Genomic DNA, 18,803 nt, shown 5'->3' on the forward strand with positions numbered 1-18,803 from the left:
GGTTAACACATGGATAAGAATAAACGTTTCAAAAAGATGATTTTAACGATCGTGATGGCTCTCTTCGGCATCCTGTTCATGACGCCATTCCTTTGGATGATATCCGCTTCAATGAAGCCCGAAGCAGACGTCTTCATCTTCCCTATTCAGTGGATTCCAAAGCATTGGAACCTGATTGAAAACTATAAAGCCGTATGGACGACGAAATTTCCGTTATACTACTGGAATTCAATCAAGGTGTCGGTCATTACCACGGTCTTGTCCGTTCTGTTTTCATCAATGGCTGCTTACGCCTTTTCCAAAATTAAGTTCCGCGGTTCGAATGTGCTCTTCATTCTCGTTCTCGTTATTTATATGATTCCAAGTCAGGCGATTCTCGTGCCTCAATTTCTTTTACTCCGCTGGATGGGCTTGTACGATAGTCATTTGGGACTTATCCTTCTTGGGTCCTTCAGCGTACTCGGAACCTTCATGCTGCGTCAGTTCTATCTAGGTATCCATGATGAGTACATGGAATCTGCAAGGATTGATGGGGCAGGTCATGCCCGCATTTTCTGGACCATTTGTACGCCGCTTGTGCGTCCTGCGATTGCAACCTATGCGATCCTGCGCTTCATCTGGACATGGAACGATTACCAGAATCCGTTGATTTTCTTAAGAACGAAAACCTTATTTACGCTTCCGCTGGGGATTCACTCTTTTGCCGATTTAAATGGCGAGTTCTACTCCCTGATCATGGCGGCTTCCGTTTCTGCCATCTTACCTTTGCTTATCATTTTCATCATTGGTCAGAAGCAAGTTATCGAAGGTATTTCCATGGGTGGCGTTAAAGGTTAATCTCTGGTTCGCAAGCAAGATGTCAAAATAAGAGTACATGAGGTTAAAATATTGCCTCGTGTGCGCCAACTAAGTTTGTTACGATTCGTCATGTAAAGGTTTTCAGTGTTCGAAGCATTTATAAAAATATCTTCTTGGAGGGGTTCATATGAAAAAGAGTTTACTCGTATTCAGCGGTGTTCTAGCAATCAGTACTGCGCTTGCAGGTTGTGGCAGTAAAAGTGAAGATAAACCAGCTGAAACTGGTAGTGCAGCAACTGCATCAACAAAAGCGCCTGTTACGATTAAAGTACAAGCTTGGTACACAGAAGCGCAAGGGAACTGGAACGCGACGGTTGAAGCTTACAACAAGACTCACCCGAACGTAAAAGTCGTATATGAGAGCATGTCCGAGAAGGGCGATTCCCAAGAAGGTATGAAAAAACTAGATCTACTAGCTGCTTCCGGCGAGCAAATGGACGTTGTCATGTACTCCAGTGCATCTGATTTTGCACAACGTGTTGGCGCAGGCATTCTAGAGCCTCTTGATGAGTACTTGAAAAAAGATAACATTGTCGTAAAAGATGAATATAAACTTGATCCTATTGTTAATGGGAAATACTATGCGCTTCCTGGTAAAATGATTGAATGGTTTGTCCTGTTGAACAAAGACAAATTGGACGCAGCTAAGCTTCCTGTTCCAACAGAATGGACTTGGAATGACTACGCGGAATACGCGAAGAAATTGACTTCCGGTGAAGGCGCTGCGAAACAATACGGTTCCTACTTCCATAACTGGAAAGACTACGCACTACTTGCTTTGAACAACAATATGGACAACCCGTACCTGGTTAAATCCGATGGGACAGAAAACATTGATAACCCACAGGTTCGTTTCTCCTTGAACCTACGTAACCAAATGGAAAACATTGATAAAACATCCGTGCCATACTTCGAAGTTGTTTCACAAAAAATGGCTTACCGTGACGTCTTCTACGCGGGTAAAACAGCAATGCTAGCAACAGGTAACTGGATGGTTGGCGAACTTGCACAAAACGCGAAGTTCAACACGGTATTCGCTCCATATCCGAAATATGATGCGAAAGATACAAACGGTCTAACGGAAGTTGGCGCTGACTTCATGGGTGTAGCGGCGAACTCCAAAAACAAACAAGCCGCTTATGACTTCGTGAAATGGTACACAACAGAAGGTATTCAAACGCAAGGTCTATTCTTCTCAGGTTGGAAGAAAGCTGATATTAATGCAAACGTAGATGCTATTCTAAAAAGCGGCAAACCAGAAACAGTAGCTAAAATCGATAAAGCATCCTTGTTGTCCACATTGAAAGTAAACAAATCAACGAAATTGGTTGTTCCTCCAACGTATGCTTTGCAACAAGAGAAAGAATACACTACGCAAGTTGAGTTGTTTTTAACAGGTAAGCAAGATCTGGAGAAAACAATTTCATCGGCGAAAGCCAAAATTGAAGAAATCAGAAAAAGTAATGCGAAGTAATCGGTAACATCGATTCGTCTAGCTTTACTGGAATAATGTGTATAGGAAGCAAGAGGAGGCCATGGGCCCCTCTTTTTTCCCATTTTATTGGAAAAGGCGGGAAACGTTAGTGCTGCAATGGTTTCGTACAGTATCTCTTCGTAATAAATTAGTGCTAACGATTCTGATTTGTCTAGTTCTGCCTTCCATCGTTTCGATGAATGTGTCGAATCTGTTCACAAGGGATGCAGTGCGCTCGCAGGTAGCAGACAGCTCGCGGCAGTCGATGCGCATTGCGAATCAGATTGTTACGGGGCAAATGAAGAACATGGTATATATGATGAATTTCATTCAATTTGATGAGGATCTACAGGAGCCTATCCTGAATTTAAGTCATGCGGATGCAAACACACCCATTGGGGACATCTTTTTAAATCAGAAAACGATCAACAAGCGGATCACAACCGTGATGAATCCAATTGGGAATTTAAATTTGACCTTGCTCCTCCCGAATGGGCAGTATTATGCCACATACACAACGATTAATTTCGATCCGAAATCGTTCTTGAAGAAAGAATGGATGAAGGATGTTAACCAAGTAACGGGGTACAATGTGAAATGGATTGGCGCTGAGCCCAATTACAGTCAGGAGTCGAATCAACCCTATTTGTTAGCAGCAGCGAAGCCTCTCCGATTAAATGGCTCAACGTATGGCTATGTGATTGTTGGACTTGAGCCCAATGTTCTTCAAGATTTATTTGCACAATATCAGGATAATGAATCGATGGTTATTATTGATGAAAACGGCCGAATCTTGGTGGATAAGGATTCTAGTCAGATCGGAAAGCCATTTACTTATTTTGACCAGCTTCCTTCTGAGGAGGGATCCTCTTTTGTGAAGGTCGCAGGGGAAGAATATATTATGCAAAGTGATCAAATTACGCCAGAATGGAAGCTCGTGAATATGACGCCATACAAGGCGGCCGCACAGCAAATCGAGTCGTTTCGAAAGACTGATTTTGGGATTCAGCTGCTGTTTCTGATTTTGTTCGCGCTTGTGCTCCTCTATGTGGTAGGCACACTTACAAAGCCTATCGCGAAACTTGTTCAAACCGTTGTCCGTATCGAATCCGGCCAATTGAGTGAACGTTCGAATATTAGTGGCGGGGATGAAGTTGGTCGCCTTGGTTATGTGTTTGACCGCATGATTGATCGTATCGAGCTGACGCTCTTCGAGAATAAGCGAGAGCAAGAGCTTAAGCGCAAAGCGGAGCTGGCAATGCTGCAAGCACAGATTAATCCGCATTTTCTTTTTAACGTATTGAACTCCATTCGGTTGAAAATCATGATGAAAGGCGACGAGGAGAATGCGGAGCTGCTCAGCTCCTTATCCGCTCTTCTACGTATGACCATCAATCGCAACAACGCCTACATCACCTTACATGAAGAGATTGGTATCAACGAAAACTATGTGCGACTCTTAAATTCACGGCATGGCGATCAAGTTGTCCTGCGGGTATCCGCGGCGTCTGACACCCTTCTGATCCAAATACCACGCTTCCTTTTGCAGCCGCTCATCGAGAATGCGTATATTCATGGCCTTAAAAGTAAAGCAGGTGAAATAACGATTGCCTCCCGTATTGCAGAGGATGGCAGACTGAAGATCGTGATTAAAGATTCCGGTGTTGGCATGACGCCAGAGCGCTTATTGGAGCTTCGCGATCACTTAGAGGAAGCACCAACGATGGCTGTGGAGGAAGAGGCAAGTAGTCCTTCCCTATCAGGGATTGGTTTACATAATGTATTTGAACGACTTCGCATGATCTATGGACATCGCTTCGATTATGACATTGAAAGCAGACTGGGGCATGGAACTCAGATCAGCCTGCGCTTTCCACAGCAACCCGAGAAGGAGGTGTGACCATGTATACCGTCATGATTGTAGATGATGACATTCCTGTACTTGAATTTCTGAAAACCACAATGAAATGGGAAGAGCTGGGCTATCAGCTGATTGGCGTATATGCCAATCCGTTGGATGCGTTGAAAGCGGGCAAGCAAGCCAAAATCGATGTGCTGATCAGCGATATTGGGATGCCGGAAATCAACGGACTCGAGCTGATCAAGTCTCTCCGCGAGGAAGACCCAAACGTGAAGGCCGTCATTCTCTCATGTCACGATGAATTCCACTACGCGCAGGCGGCAGTTAAGCTTTCGGTTAGTGAATACATTTTGAAGGAAACGATGAATGTCAGCAATATTACCGAGGTACTGACTCGGCTCAAGGAACAGTTGGATGCGGAGGATCGGCAGCAGTTGAAGAGCCGTAAGCTGGAGAAAGAGGTCTCCCAACAACGGGGAGCATCAAAGCGCCAATTTATCCGAAGTACGGTAAATGAGCCGTTATTTGATGCTGCTGAATGGAGTGCCAAAGCGGGAGACTTCGGCATTCAGCTGAACAAGCACGCCGTACTGCCCGTATTCGGCTATGCCAATCGGGTGAAAGAGGCGAATAGCCGGTTTCAATCGACCGATTTGTTCGAATATACGATTCAGAATATCGTGGAAGAGCTGCTCGTGGATCAAAAGGAAGTAACCTTATTTACCTATGATACGGGAGAAATTGTCCTGTTATTTCCGCACTTCTCTGAGCTGCATGTGAACAATAGTCAGAAAATGGAGCAGACACTTCGGCAGCTCCAGACCTGCCTGCAGAAGTACGCGAAAATCTCATTTTCGTTCATCACAGGAACTCCAGTGAAGGATGTCCGTGCCTTGAAGGATCAATTGATCCGCATGGTCGAGGCTAGGGCGTTGCGATTCTATTTACCAGAATCCTCGATCAGCAAACTGGATCATTTGCGGGAGGGATTCGGAGACGGGGGAGAGCTGCTAGCTCAGTACGCGCAGGCGCTGGATGAATTCCGCAGCGTTGTTTTCGATGAGAGAGGGGATGCGATCGATTCCTTCGTCTCGAAGTGGGTCGATTACATCCAATACAACCGGTTCCGTCCCTTAGAGGTCAAGGATTGGCTGCTCAAAATGATCCTCGACGTGCGGATGCGCCTGAAGTCGTTGCAGCACTACCAGTCGACGTTTTCCTCGGAGCTGCTGCACCATGATGTGCACAAGTTGTCCTCCATCCGTGAAATGGAGCTGTGGCTCAAAGACTATCTGCAGCAGGCGATCCAGTGGGCGGGGCAAGTGTACAGGGAATCGCATAATCGCGAAATCCTGGAGTGTCAACGGTTCGTGTACAACCATCTCGATACCAAAATATCACTCGAAGATGCCGCGGCACATCTGCATTTGCATCCCAGCTATTTGAGCCGCTTGTTCAAGCGGGAAACGGGCGAGAACTTCATCGAGTACGTGACGCGGATGAAGATGGAGAAAGCGAAGGAGCTTCTGGAGATCACCGACAAAAGCGTGGAACAAATCTCTGACATGCTCGGCTACGAGAATAAGAACTACTTCGGCAAGCTGTTCAAAGCGCACACGGGCTTCGTGCCTAATGCGTATCGGGGGCAGACGAAGGGGAGTTCGTAGTCGTGAGGAGGATTAAGCCCGCAAAAGCATGCAAAAGTGCATGCTTGGGTCCGCAAGCACAAAAGCACAAAAGCCTTTGAGCAGGCTTTTGTGCTTTTTCCACGTATAAGTGTATCCTCGAGCAGCCCTGTCAACTATTGTTCAACACATTCAAGCAGGAACTGATGCTGAAGAGGAACGTAGATGCCCTATTTGTTCGATTTTTGAGGCATTGGGGCAGTTTTCGGACATATAAGGCACTCAGGTTCCCTCACTCTGTTCATTTAACTCAGTTAGCGGCAGATAGTGCATCCTCGTTCCCTCTAACGGTGGAGTGGCTTCATGTTTCTCTTTTGCAGTCGGTTACTACCCCATTCTCATTTCCCGGTAGAAGATCAAGCCGAAGAATCCAGTCAAACCCACGGTAATTCCATGAGTTTATTGTTTACGACAGCAGAGCTGGTGCCACCTACCCTTGATTGACTGCGCTTGAATCCATATAGAAGACTTCCCAAATATGCCCATCCACATCTTCAAAGCTCCGTCCATACATAAACCCGTGATCATACGGATCTGTGGAAATTTTCCCGCCAGCTGCCAGCGCCTTATCGACCAGCTCGTCCACTTGTTGCCTGCTATCCGCAGCTAGCCCAAGAATCGCTTCTGTGCTGCGGGATGCATCTGAAATTTCTTTTTTCGTGTACGCTTTGAAAAAATCCTCAACAAGCAGCATAGCAAAGATATGCTCGCCGATCACAAGACAAGCCGCTTTCTCATCGGTAAATTGAGCGTTGAATTCAAAGCCCATTGCGCTGAATAACGCCATCGATTTCTTCAAATCTTTGACCGGTAAATTCACAAAAATCTTGTCCATATTCACTGCCATCATCGATCACCTCATCATTTAATGTGTATGCTTTCATAAACATAGACACACAAGCCCCTGAATTTCTATCACGCTTGTTCAAATTATTTTTCGGTTACGTCGGGATGGTGCTCGTTTGTTCTTTCGTAAGCATTTAGAATGGAAATGAGCAGACCTGGGAATCTTTCTTCTAGATCATCCTTTCGTAATGACAAGAAGCGCTGGGTCCCATGCACGCGGACGTGTACGACGCCTGCTTCACGCATCGTACGCACATGGTGAGACAAGGTCGATTTCACAACGGTAACGTCTACGCCGCCGCAGGTGCATTCCCCAGATTTGTGGATTTCCGAGACGATGGATAATCGGACGGGATCGCTTAACGCATAGAGGACGGACGAGAGATGCATATCCGCTTTGTCCGGGTGATATAGTATTTTCAAGATGCTTCCTCCTCGTTAAAGCGTAGTGATTGCATTTTACCATACTGCATGTTATATTTCTATCGTTCGATAATAATCGAATAAATAAATGAATTAAGTGCGGGAACGCATGTCATAAGCAAGCCCTACAGAAAAAATGGAGTGGAGGAACAACTATGACGAATCCTAATACGAATCAAGCGACGAATTCCCATTCTGTCGATGTGTTATTCAAACCTTTTACGCTAGGCAATCTCAATTTAGCTAACAGAGTCGTGATGGCGCCGATGACACGAAGCTTTTCACCGGGAGGTGTGCCTGGAGCTGACGTGGTGGATTATTACCGTCGTCGTGCAGAGAATGGTGTTGGCCTTATCATTACAGAGGGTACACTGATCAACCATCCGGCGGCTACCGACGATCCTCGAATCCCTAACTTTCATGGAGAAGAAGCGCTCGCAGGCTGGAAACGTGTCGCCGATGCGGTACACGAAGCGGGAGGGCGTATCATGCCACAGCTCTGGCATATCGGAATGACCCGCAAGGATGGTTCGCTTCCGCATCCGGAAGTACCTTCGATTGGACCATCAGGACGTAATTTAGCGGGCGAACAGGTGAATGAACCGATGACGCAGGCGGAAATCGATGGAGTGGTGCAAGCATACGCCCAAGCGGCAGCCGATGCGAAACGCATTGGCTTCGACGGCATCGAGCTCCATGGTGCCCACGGTTACCTGATCGACCAGTTCCTGTGGGAGAAAACGAACCAACGCACGGATAAATACGGTGGTGATGTGGTGGCTCGCACGCGGTTTGCCGTCGAAATCATTGAAGCTTGCCGCCGCGCAGTTGGACCTGACTTTCCGATTATGATTCGATTGTCGCAGTGGAAATCGAGCGAATATACGGCCAAACTTGCCGCCACGCCAGAGCTGCTCGGACAAATGCTCGCGCCGCTCGTAGAAGCAGGAGTGGATATTTTCCACTGTTCAACCCGCAGGTTCTGGGAACCCGAGTTCGAAGGATCTAGCCTCAATTTTGCAGGCTGGGTGAAGAAGCTAACGGGCAAGCCTACGATTACCGTAGGGTCCGTTGGTCTCGATGATGAATTCTTGGGCTCCTTCAGAGGAAAAAGCTCGGGTACGACTGACATCAACGAGTTGCTTGTTCGTTTGGAGCAGAACGAATTCGATCTCGTCGCCATCGGACGCGCGCTGTTGGTTGACCCTGAGTGGGCTGAGAAGGTTCGCAACGGACGTTTCACTGAATTGCTTCCATTCTCCGTTGATGCATTAAGACGGCTATACTGATTATAATTATATCTCTCCACAAAGCAAAAAGAGATGGCCATAATGCCATCTCTTTTTGCTTTGTGGTTTTCCTGTCTTAATCGCTAGTTAGTCTATTTAGTAATTCGTACGCGTAAACGTCGCATCACTTTTCAACGTTGCCGAGCTGGAGGCTCTTTTGGAAAACAAGCTAGTTATTTGTCATTCAAAACAAATTTTCCATGTCTTTACAATAAAATAGCAAATTTCGCAATTGTCCTATGGTAAAATAAGGTGGTTCTAAAATAGCTTGTCTATCCGATAAGCTGGCGCTTATGTAGAAAGGTTTTGACTCAGCAAATAAGCTAAGGAGGAATTGTATTGAGTAAGCTCAAAGGATGGAAGACGAGATTATGGAAGACAACGTTGGCGTTGACATTGGCATTACCATTTCAAGTGCTGGCTACTAGTAGCTGGCAAGCGGCACTGGCAGAGGGGCCGACAGATCCGGCACCATTCATTGAAGCCAAAGTCGTGAACGGAAATGCAGGGAAGAAAGTGCTTTTCGACAATACACACGAGCAGACAGCTGGAGCAGCGGATTGGGTCATTGATGGGGCTTTTTCGGATTTCGGCAATGCGTTAGCGAATAACGGTTATTATGTAAAAGAACTGCGCAAAACGACGCCAATTACGTTGGCTGATTTGAGTGGTTATGATGTTTTTGTAGTAGCGGAGTCTAATGTTCCGTATAAAACAAGTGAGCAAAACGCCCTAGCCCAATATGTGGCGGCGGGCGGCAGTATTTTCTTCATCGGCGATCATTACAATGCCGACCGTAACAAAAACCGCTGGGATGGCTCCGAGGTTTTCAATGGGTTTCGCCGAGGTGCCTGGACGAATCCAGCAGCGGGGATGAGCACGGAAGAGGCGGCTTCCTCTGCGATGCAAGATGTTGCAAGCTCGGACTGGCTGGCGACGCAGTTCGGTTTGCGTTTTCGATATAACGCCCTCGGCGATATTAATGCGAACAACATCGTAGCGCCTGCGCAGGCTTTTGGCATTACGACTGGCGTCTCCAGTGTGGCGATGCACGCGGGATCCACGCTCGCGATTATCGATCCGACCAAGGCGAAGGGCATTGTGTACCTGCCGCAGACGAATGAGGCTTGGGCGAATGCGGTTGATCAAGGTGTGTACAATGGAGGCGGCGTTGCGGAAGGACCGTATGTGGCTGTTTCGAAAGCCGGCGCAGGGAAGGCAGCCTTCATCGGTGACTCCTCGCCGGTTGAGGACGCAACGCCGAAATATGTACGCGAGGATACAGGCGCGAAGAAGACGACGTATGATGGTTTTAAAGAAGTGGATGATGGGACGCTGCTCGTAAATATGGTGAATTGGCTTTCTACGAAAGAAAGCTATACCAACTTCTCCGAAGTGAGCGGCTTGCAGCTGGACCAGCCGACAACGTTGCTGCCTTTCGAAGCTCCAGCGGCATCGACGGAACCGCAAGCTGAGCCTTGGGCGGCGCCAAATGCCGGTTATAAATGGTACGACCGCTCGACCTTTAAAGCAGGCTCTTACGGTGGACCTGCAGCAACAGCGAATACCACGTACAGCTTCGTGCACCAAGCGGTATTGCCGAATGCGGCGGACTTCCCGGTCAGAGTCGTTGTGGATAACTTACCGCCTTCGACAACGGTAACTGGCTTCTCCATGGGGATCTATCTGGTCAGCGGTGGTTCCCAAATCGCCAAGGTGCAAAATACGGACGGCACCTGGCCGACAGCTTACGGGTACAGCTCGACATTCAGCGTGACTGCAGATGTCAACGGGCACGCGACGAAGGATCTGAATGTACGCGTTGTTCCGGGAACGACCGCTGCGGCAAATCTGCGCTTGCGTATCAATGGGTCGAATATCAAAACCGAGAGTGTAACGCTAGGAAACGTACCTGCAGAAACCTTGCCGGAAGAGCAGAATCCGATTCCTGCCAAGATCGCCATCTCTGACGCACGTGCCAAAGCAACAGGTACCTTGGTGACGGTTGAGGGTGTTGTTACGACGGAGCCGGGTGCTTTTGGCGGGCAGGCCTTCTACTTACAAGATGCGACAGGCGGCTTGTATGTGTTCCAAAGTTTGAGTGGCTTCCACCTAGGCGATACAGTAAAAGTGACGGCTTCTACAGCGCTATACAACACGGAGTTGGAACTCGCAGATCCTGTTGAAATTACCAAAACAGGCGTCGCTGCGCTTCCAACACCAACCCCAGTTTCCGCTGTAACAGCGGACAATCAAGGTCAGCTGCTTTCTCTTAGCGATGTGACGATCAGCAATATCATTAGTGCGACACCGGCGGGTTCCTTTGAATTCGACGCTGTAAAAGACTCCGTAAGCAACCACATTCGTGTCGATACACGAACTGGTTTGTCTTTAAGCACCTTCCCGTACACGGCGGGGCAAAAGGTGACAATTCAGGGTGTTGGCGCTATTTTCAAAGGTGTTTATCAATTGAAGCCAAGAGGCTTGAGCGATTTCAGCATGGCGGCAGATACGGTCGCACCTGTAACGACGGCAGCTTTATCAGGTGGTCCGAATGGAGCAGGTTGGTTCAAGGAGGATGTCACAGTTACTTTAACTGCTGTAGATGATCAGTCAGGTGCAGTGCTCACCCAATATGCCCTCAATGGCGGAACTTCCGCTGCCTACACAGCGCCAATCACGATCAGTACCGAAGGCACAACGTCAGTTAGCTATGCCTCCACGGATAGTGCGGGCAATGTAGAAACTGCGCAAGCTCTGGAAGTGAAATTGGATAAAACAGCGCCAGCAGCTGCCCTAACCGAGTCAGGGCATGCGGTAACGGATGTGACAGATAAGACTTCGTTGACATTCAACTTGGCAACCAGCGATGCACTTTCAGGTGTGGCAGAGCAATCCTTGACCTTGGATGGCAGTACCATTACAAGCGGTCAAACGATTGCCGCAGGCAGCCTGGCAGTAGGTGCACATACAGCGGCATACCTTGTAGCGGATGCTGCAGGTAACACGACGAGTGCGTCACAGGTATTTAACGTAAGTGCATACGTGTTCTTCAGCCAGGCAGCACTGACAGCCGATAAGGTCGCGCTAATCCTAGGGGAAACTACGGCTACGCATCTTACAGGTACGATGAGTAATGGTGCTTCTGCTGATCTTAGCGGGGCTAGCGTGATCTATAGCACATCGAATAGCGCTGTTGCGACAGTCAATGCTCAAGGTAATGTGAGTGCTGCGGGGCAAGGGACAGCGCAGATTACAGCCTCCGTCACGTTGAACGGAACGACGGTAGCGACTAATGCCGTGAGCATCACGGTTACAAAACCATTATCTATCGGCGCTCCTGGTCAGCCCGTTTTATCATCCAATAATGGTTATTCCGGTTTAAAAGACGGCAACTACACGATCACGATGAACATGTGGTGGGGGAATAATGGAATAATTTACAAACTGTACGAAAATGGTGTGTTGATCAGCACGAAAACCCTGGCAGATGCCTCCCCAGCGGCTCAAATCGCCAAAGTGGATGTTTCTGGTAAACCAAACGGCACGTACACATACACAAGTGAACTTATAAATTCCTTCGGAACGACAACTAGTCAGCCTCTCGTTGTAACCATCACAGACGCATCCCCAGGTAAGCCAGTCTTATCGCAGAATAATTGGGATGGAGATGGCAACTACCAAGTCACCACGAACATGTGGTGGGGCACCAACGCCACAGGGTATCGCCTCTACGAGAATGGTGTGCTCATCGATACCAAAAGCCTGCAAGCCGCTTCGCCTAGTGCTCAAAGCGCAGTAACAGCAATCGCTGGTCGCGCAATTGGTGTTTATCAGTATCGCGTCGAGCTATTCAACGCCGCAGGCGTGACAGCGAGCGACGTGTTGACAGTCAAGGTTACGAAGTAGCCGGAGGCACTGCATGTAATAACAGCCCTTCAGGTCGTAGACCTGAGGGGCTGTCTTATTTTCCGAACGAGGACGGGAAGTCCTTGTTGTTCGCGGCTCCTCTCGCGCTAGCGAGGATGTCTACCGCTCGCCCTTGCTTCCGGCGTTTTCGCACCCACCTTTCACACACCAGCCCGACCCGCTCGCACCCGCCTTTCACCCGACCCCCTCGCACCCACCTTCCACACACCAGCCCGACCCGCTCGCACCCGCCTTTCACACACCAGTCCGACCCCCTCGCACCCGCCTTTCTCACACACCAGCCCGACCCGCTCGCACCCGCGAGCACGCTCCCCCAGTGCACGCGAAAGGGAACGAGAGGACACTATTTCGCGAAAATCACAGTTTGTGGCGCGGTTGCGGAACGAGGGTACGCTATTTCCAAGAAAAGCGGCGATTTTGCCCCGAAATAGCACGAATAACGTATCTACGTTCCCTTTCGCTGCCGAAACAGCTATTTTATAAGAAATAGCGCACCTACGTTCCCCTTCTTGTCCCTTCACGGCTTAGAAGTGGAGCTTATCCCTTCTTGGGGAATCATCTAGACAAATCCAAATCCCAATGGTAGGTTAAATGAATTACTTAGGAAAGTTTGTGATCTCTTATGTCTATTGCTTCGCAATCCCAAGAAATAACGAGCGGCAGCCGATTATGGATGGTGCTGGTGCTCGGTTTACTCGCATCTTTTGGGCCGCTTTCTCTCGATATGTACCTACCAGCGCTTCCCGTGATTGCGGGTGATCTCCATACAACAACTTCACTGGCACAAATGAGTCTAACCGCCTGCATGCTCGGTCTCTCCGTTGGACAGCTTGTTGCGGGTTCTGTGAGTGATGTGCGTGGGAGGCGCATGCCTCTCTTAGTGGGTCTCTTGGTGTATGGCGTTGCATCCGTACTCTGTATGATTGCCCCATCGATCTGGGCATTCCTCATCCTGCGATTCGTGCAAGGGATGGCGGGAGCCGCAGGGATCGTGATTTCTAGGGCTATTGTTCGTGATATGTATGAAGGCGTGGCGTTGACGAAGTTTTTTGCGCTGCTGATGCTCGTTAATGGTTCAGCTCCCATCCTTGCTCCGATTATCGGGGGACAGCTTCTGCAATATACCTCATGGCGCGGTGTGTTCCTTGTGCTCAGCCTGATCGGTGTCGTGATGCTCATTATTGTTGTGCTTGGTCTAAAAGAAACGCATCCACCTGAACGACGCTCCAAAGGCGGGCTTACGAACACGCTGCGTATTTTCCGTGGTCTGCTCACAGATCGTTTGTTCATGGGCTATGCGTTAACGCAAGGACTCGTTTTCGCTGGCATGTTCGCTTATATTTCGGGGTCGCCGTTTGTTTTGCAGGATATATTTGATGTGTCACCACAAATGTTCAGTGTGATCTTCGCCGTGAATGGCGCAGGTGTGATTCTTGCCGGTCAAATTACGGGGCGACTAGCCGGCAAAGTTAGCAATCACCGCTTGCTTGCTGGCGGTCTCGTATTAGCCGTTCTTGGTGGATTGTTGCTGCTCGTTGCAACGCTTAGCGGGGCAGGGCTGTATCTGATTTTGCCAGCGTTTTTCCTCATCGTTTCCTGTATAGGTCCGGTTTCCGTATCTACGTCATCCCTAGCCTTGCAGAATCAAGGCCAAACTGCCGGCAGCGCCGCAGCCTTGCTAGGCTTGATGACCTTCGTCATCGGTGGTTTAGTGGCTCCCCTTGTTGGTCTTGGCGGCAGCCAAACCGCAGTTCCGCTAGGCATCATCATCGTCATCATGGAGCTAGGCAGCGTGCTTTGCTTCGTTCTTCTAACACGTAAAAAAGTATGAGAAGAGGCCGCTTTTTAGCGGAAATTCAAAGATTTTTCACAATTAGCCTTTATACTGAAGAAGAATCGACCAATTTTTGAAAAAGGTGGGCAACTCGCATGAAGCGCATTCATAAAACGTGGCTTATCGGCACACTCGCAGCTGGATTATTGATCAGTGGCGGCTTCGTACTTCAGCATAATCAAGCATTTGCTACTGACACAGGCACGACGACTCCTGCACCTAAGAAGTTTCAGGATAAACATAACATCGAGAAACGACAAGCTCCTAAGGGTGGTTTTGATTTTGGTAAAGGCGGTATTGGGGGCGTAATGGATTTTGCGTCCATCCTTGGCATCGATCAGAGCGTCCTGAAAGAGCAAGTCAAAGCAGGCAAATCGCTCGTTCAAATTGCGCAGGAGAAAGCCAATCTCAGTGAGGATGAGCTGCTTGCCAAATTGACGGAAGCCGAGACGAAGAGAATCGATGCAGCACTTAGCGCGGGCAAAATCAAGCAAGACCAGGCGGATAAGCTCAAAGCAGGTCTCGCCGATCGATTGAAAAAAACCGTCGAAACCACGCCGAAGGCGATGAATTTCGATAAAAAGCTCATGCCTCGCGGCGGTAACATGTCTATGCCCGGTGGTGTATGGGGCGATTCGAAAGAAATCGCTGCTATACTTGGTATCACGGAGGAAGAGCTAGCTGCCGAGCGTAAAGCAGGGAAGTCCCTTGCGGAGATCGCGGAAGCGAAAGGCATCACCGAAGATCTGCTGATCGCCAAGCTCAAAGATGGCATGACGGATAAGCTGAAAAGCTTTGTCGAGCGCAAAGGCGGCGATCGTCCAGTACCGCAGCCGCGCGGTGATGGCGGTTCGTTCAAAGGTAAGCCTGGCCGCGGTGAAGTGCACAAACCTGCAGCCACGGCGACGCCGTCGGCTACTTAATTCCTGGCTGGATGAGTAACATTTCGAAGTAGTTAACAACGTAAAGTAATAGCAAAGAGGTTGCCACTTTCGATGACATCGAGCGAGGGCAACCTTTTTGTGTCGAGTAGGGATATGGAGGGAATTGGCTAGAAGGCGTAGAAGTTTTTCGGGAGCATATTGTGGGGTATAGAGTAAAAAGAATAGTTTTGAAGGAGGAGAAGCCGGATGGAAGAGCTCATCGGACATTGTTGCACATGTAAGAAGCCAATTTATTGCAAAATGGGATTTCTGGACGGTATCGTGCAGGCGGATAAGTCTTTAGTATGCTTCGATTGCTCGGGTGAAGGACTTGAGGAGGAAGTGGCTTCAGGACCGCATAAGTGAAAGCCGGCACCTTCCCCCTCTCTTGACCTCATTAGATGGAAAAAGTGAATGCAAGGAAATGTAAGAATACCTAGGTTTGAAAAAGAATCATTTGGTGACCGGTTAGACTGACAGAAACGGAAGTGTATCCTTCTTCGTTCGTCCTATGAGGTATCATCGTCATCTCAGGCAGCAGCATGACTTGTTTAACCTTCTCATCCAATTTGATCTGTACGGAGATATCTTTTAAAGTTAGCACATCCTCGATGACCTGGGTATCTCCGCGCAAGATAGGAACGGCATAGAGCAAATGCAGCACGTAATCAGTCCCTTTAGATTGACGGGTCAAGTTTACTTTCCCAGCAGAAGGCAGATCGGTTATCACAGTTGGAGCTGAGATAATCTGTTTCACACACACAAGGAATAAGTCCCTATACAACTGCACGCCGTGCTTCCGATATAACCTAAATAGGGGTTGGGCGATATAGATGATATTGCCGTGTTTCACAACAGCTGGATAATCCGCTTCTTCTTTGGCCGGAGCATGAAGATGCGAACAGAAATGCCCGTACCTCCGGTTGAAATAAGGCCTGTAGCTCTGGGCCAATACTTCAGCTCTGTTCACCTGAACTTTGTAACCCGATTCATAATTGAGAAAAGGAGATCTCACAAGCGAATCGGTTAGTTGATCAGTGACTAGGGTATAATCCACATCCCACTCTGATTTCCCTTTGAACTCCACGCCTAGATCCAGAGCGAATTCAGGGCGGTCCGACCGAAGTCCGCTTTCTGCACTCAAAATCACATTTCCGCCGCCAGCTATATAATCTTCGAGTTTACGCTGTAAGGCATCCGATACTCGAATACAGTCGGGAAGTACGATAATTCGATAGGCGGAGAAGTTCATTGAGTCATCAATGATATCGAACAAATAGTGGCCTTCTTCAAGCATCATATAAGCACCCATATCGCTTGTACGGCTATCTTCAGCATCCGTTAGTGCATTGGCTGAAAGGATAGCAATTTCAGATACGCTGGTCGTATCCTTACACCACGGTTCTTTGGCTGCAATCCCATCGAAAGCTTCCCCAATAATCCGGTAGGTTTCTTCGTCCATACGTCCATCGGGGTGAAGCTGATCCCCAATACAAATTCTTGCTCCGAACGCTAGCATCTGCTGGCATTCATACTTCAGAGCTGCCGGATTTTTGAATCCGCCGAATTCTCCCCACGATTTGTGGAATTTCCCTGTCATTCCTAAATACTGAAAGTCTTGTTTGCGAATGTACCGAACCATGCTGGTGAAGTAATCATAACCCCATCCGCCTGTCGGCAGTGATTCGATGTCATAATGCGAATAGTAAGGGTAGTATTGTTTTTCACCCATTTTTTCCGTGCAGCAGTTATGATACAGTCTGGTTTCCGGGTTAAGGGACCAGATCAATTCGGATGTTTGCTGCAAGTAATTCAAATACACTTTTTTGGCCAATTGCTTGCGGTGATCCGGGTTGTTTTCGTCAAGACCCATTTCTTTGAGGCTGTCGCGGCAGTAAGAACATACGCAAGGATATTCTCCGACGATATCGTAAAAGATTCCAACAGGCTGGAATCTCTCCATGACTTCCTTCGTGTAGTCCAGAAGGTATTGTAAATACGGTGTATTCAGACATAGCATATGCCAACCGTCAAATCCGGTCGAACGGGGGGCATCTGGATCCGATTTCGGTGGACCGTAGGGGTCATCATCTTCGGGGGCGATCGCCACCCAATCAGGGTGCTCGCGGGCAGAAAGCTCGTTAAATCCGACCGTTATATAAATCGGAGCTTCGATGTCATTTGCGCTGCAAGCATCTAACATACGCGGCAGCAAATTCGTTTCCAAATGAGGATGAGGCTTCCCGACTTTCGTGTCAAAATAGCTCCAGCCATGATGGCACATGGCGAAGACGTTGATTGTATCCACTTGAGCACGTTGCAAACAAGAGATGAATTGTTCCTCATCAAAATTTTTACCAATGCCGGTAATGTGCTCGGACGTATGAAAGTCCAGATGAACTTGGCGGTAACGAATAGATTTAAATGATTTCATAGATTCACATTCTTTCTAAGTATATTGTTATTCCGTGTGAACCATCAATCTGGATGGAAACTCAAATTTAGAATAACAAAAGCGTTGTGAACTGTCTTTGAAGGAATGTGCTCAATTTGTACAAAACTATCCTAATCTTTTAATATCCCTCCCTTAAACGTTTACGGTAAGATGAGGGGGACTCGCCGAAATTTTGCGTAAATAATCTCGAGAAGTAGTGTATGGAACCAAAACCAAGGTCTTCCGTGATATCAGTGATAGATAGATTGGTCTCCCGTAGAATCTTCTTGGCTCTCTCAAGCTTGCATTTAATCGCATAAGAATGAGGGCTCATACCTATTTCTTGGATAAATAACTTATGTAGATAAGAGGTGCTTAACCCTAGTTGGGAAGCCCATTTCTCGATAGAAATATTATGCTGAGGAAATTCCTTCATTTGCTTCATGATCGATTGCATTCTTCTGTCACTTTTAAGGGTAGGGTTTCGCCAGAGATTCGCTAATTCTGAAACAAATTGCTCAAAGGCAGCCCTTCTGAAAAGTTTGGCATCTTCCTGTGTCTGTTCGATATTTTCGATGACATGAAGATATAATTCCATCCATCTCATCTGCTTGGGTGCGTGTACTTTGGTAGGAATCGTAGGCATATCCTGAAATTCGACGTTTGGCGAGCACGCGGAAGGATCACAGATCTGGTCTCCGAAATGAAACAAAGACATATCTCCCACTCGAGGTATCGTGTTGATCCAGTCAAAGTAAATCGAAGCATGAACCATCGGATGCTGGTGATCCGCATGAAACGAGTGAGGCAGGCCTGGCGGAATGTAAAATAACTCTTCACTAGTACAGGAATAAACGGTTGTTCCAATGGTTATTGAACCTTTGCCTTCGTATATGTATACAAACGAATGCACGAGCGATTTGCGAGGACCAATGCGTTCATTCGGACGAAACGGAAAGTAATCGGCTCGATATATTTGTGGAACAATGTTGGAAAGTTGTATCGTTTTCACTTCTAGATTCATGTATGTAATGTCACCTCGATCACCTTAATATTTGTATAATACAATACTTTATGAACGAATGAGATGCGTAGGTTGAAAAGTTTAACCACTTGTAAATTTATTCCATTGTCAAAAGAAGATAATCGATTTATACTATGAACCAGAAGTACAGATAACGTTCTGGTATCGATACCAGAAATCGCAGTAGTTATTCAAAGTGTCATCCATTTGGGTATTTATTGC

The 18,803-nt window shown here is 47.8% G+C and carries 13 protein-coding genes; 9 read left to right on the forward strand and 4 right to left on the reverse strand.

Annotated features, from left to right (window positions below; all coding sequences use genetic code 11):
* Positions 1-9 precede the first annotated feature (9 nt).
* From AC58P7_RS15665 to AC58P7_RS15680, 4 genes are all read left to right on the forward strand, one after another.
* Complete coding sequence (locus AC58P7_RS15665) at positions 10-837, forward strand: carbohydrate ABC transporter permease (RefSeq protein ID WP_497344344.1); 828 nt, start codon at positions 10-12, stop codon at positions 835-837.
* Positions 838-985: 148 nt separating this feature from the next.
* The gene (locus tag AC58P7_RS15670) at positions 986-2,332 is read left to right on the forward strand and encodes an ABC transporter substrate-binding protein (RefSeq protein ID WP_497344345.1); all 1,347 of its coding nucleotides are present in this window, start codon (positions 986-988) and stop codon (positions 2,330-2,332) included.
* 109 nt (positions 2,333-2,441) lie between these two features.
* Positions 2,442-4,232, forward strand: a complete 1,791-nt coding sequence (locus AC58P7_RS15675; RefSeq protein ID WP_497344347.1) for a cache domain-containing sensor histidine kinase — start codon at positions 2,442-2,444, stop codon at positions 4,230-4,232.
* Between the two features lie 2 nt (positions 4,233-4,234).
* Positions 4,235-5,860, forward strand: a complete 1,626-nt coding sequence (locus AC58P7_RS15680; protein ID WP_497344349.1) for a helix-turn-helix domain-containing protein — start codon at positions 4,235-4,237, stop codon at positions 5,858-5,860.
* Between the two features lie 448 nt (positions 5,861-6,308).
* Here the strand turns inward: AC58P7_RS15680 and AC58P7_RS15685 are convergent, their stop codons facing one another.
* The gene (locus AC58P7_RS15685) at positions 6,309-6,725 is read right to left on the reverse strand and encodes a VOC family protein (RefSeq protein WP_497344351.1); all 417 of its coding nucleotides are present in this window, start codon (positions 6,723-6,725) and stop codon (positions 6,309-6,311) included.
* Positions 6,726-6,808: 83 nt separating this feature from the next.
* Complete coding sequence (locus AC58P7_RS15690) at positions 6,809-7,147, reverse strand: ArsR/SmtB family transcription factor (RefSeq protein WP_497344353.1); 339 nt, start codon at positions 7,145-7,147, stop codon at positions 6,809-6,811.
* Between the two features lie 155 nt (positions 7,148-7,302).
* Between AC58P7_RS15690 and AC58P7_RS15695 the strand changes: the two genes are divergently transcribed.
* From AC58P7_RS15695 to AC58P7_RS15715, 5 genes are all read left to right on the forward strand, one after another.
* Positions 7,303-8,436 (forward strand): NADH:flavin oxidoreductase, encoded by a 1,134-nt coding sequence (locus AC58P7_RS15695; RefSeq protein WP_497344354.1) that lies wholly within the window; start codon positions 7,303-7,305, stop codon positions 8,434-8,436.
* Positions 8,437-8,775: 339 nt separating this feature from the next.
* On the forward strand, positions 8,776-12,345 hold the full coding sequence (locus tag AC58P7_RS15700; protein ID WP_497344356.1) for an OmpL47-type beta-barrel domain-containing protein: 3,570 nt from the start codon (positions 8,776-8,778) through the stop codon (positions 12,343-12,345).
* Between the two features lie 643 nt (positions 12,346-12,988).
* Positions 12,989-14,197, forward strand: a complete 1,209-nt coding sequence (locus AC58P7_RS15705) for a multidrug effflux MFS transporter (protein WP_497344358.1) — start codon at positions 12,989-12,991, stop codon at positions 14,195-14,197.
* A gap of 98 nt (positions 14,198-14,295) precedes the next feature.
* Positions 14,296-15,123 carry a hypothetical protein gene (locus tag AC58P7_RS15710; RefSeq protein WP_497344359.1) on the forward strand — a complete coding sequence of 276 codons (828 nt, stop codon included), beginning with the start codon at positions 14,296-14,298 and terminating at the stop codon, positions 15,121-15,123.
* Between the two features lie 207 nt (positions 15,124-15,330).
* Positions 15,331-15,489 carry a hypothetical protein gene (locus AC58P7_RS15715; protein WP_497344361.1) on the forward strand — a complete coding sequence of 53 codons (159 nt, stop codon included), beginning with the start codon at positions 15,331-15,333 and terminating at the stop codon, positions 15,487-15,489.
* Positions 15,490-15,559: 70 nt separating this feature from the next.
* Here the strand turns inward: AC58P7_RS15715 and AC58P7_RS15720 are convergent, their stop codons facing one another.
* Entirely contained in the window at positions 15,560-17,557 is a 1,998-nt protein-coding gene (locus AC58P7_RS15720) for an alpha-amylase family protein (RefSeq protein WP_497344363.1), read from the reverse strand.
* A gap of 139 nt (positions 17,558-17,696) precedes the next feature.
* A complete protein-coding gene (locus AC58P7_RS15725) occupies positions 17,697-18,581 on the reverse strand; it encodes an AraC family transcriptional regulator (protein ID WP_497344365.1) in 885 nt (294 codons plus the stop codon).
* Positions 18,582-18,803 lie beyond the last annotated feature (222 nt).

The sequence above is a fragment of the Paenibacillus sp. J22FR5 genome, assembly GCF_059691975.1.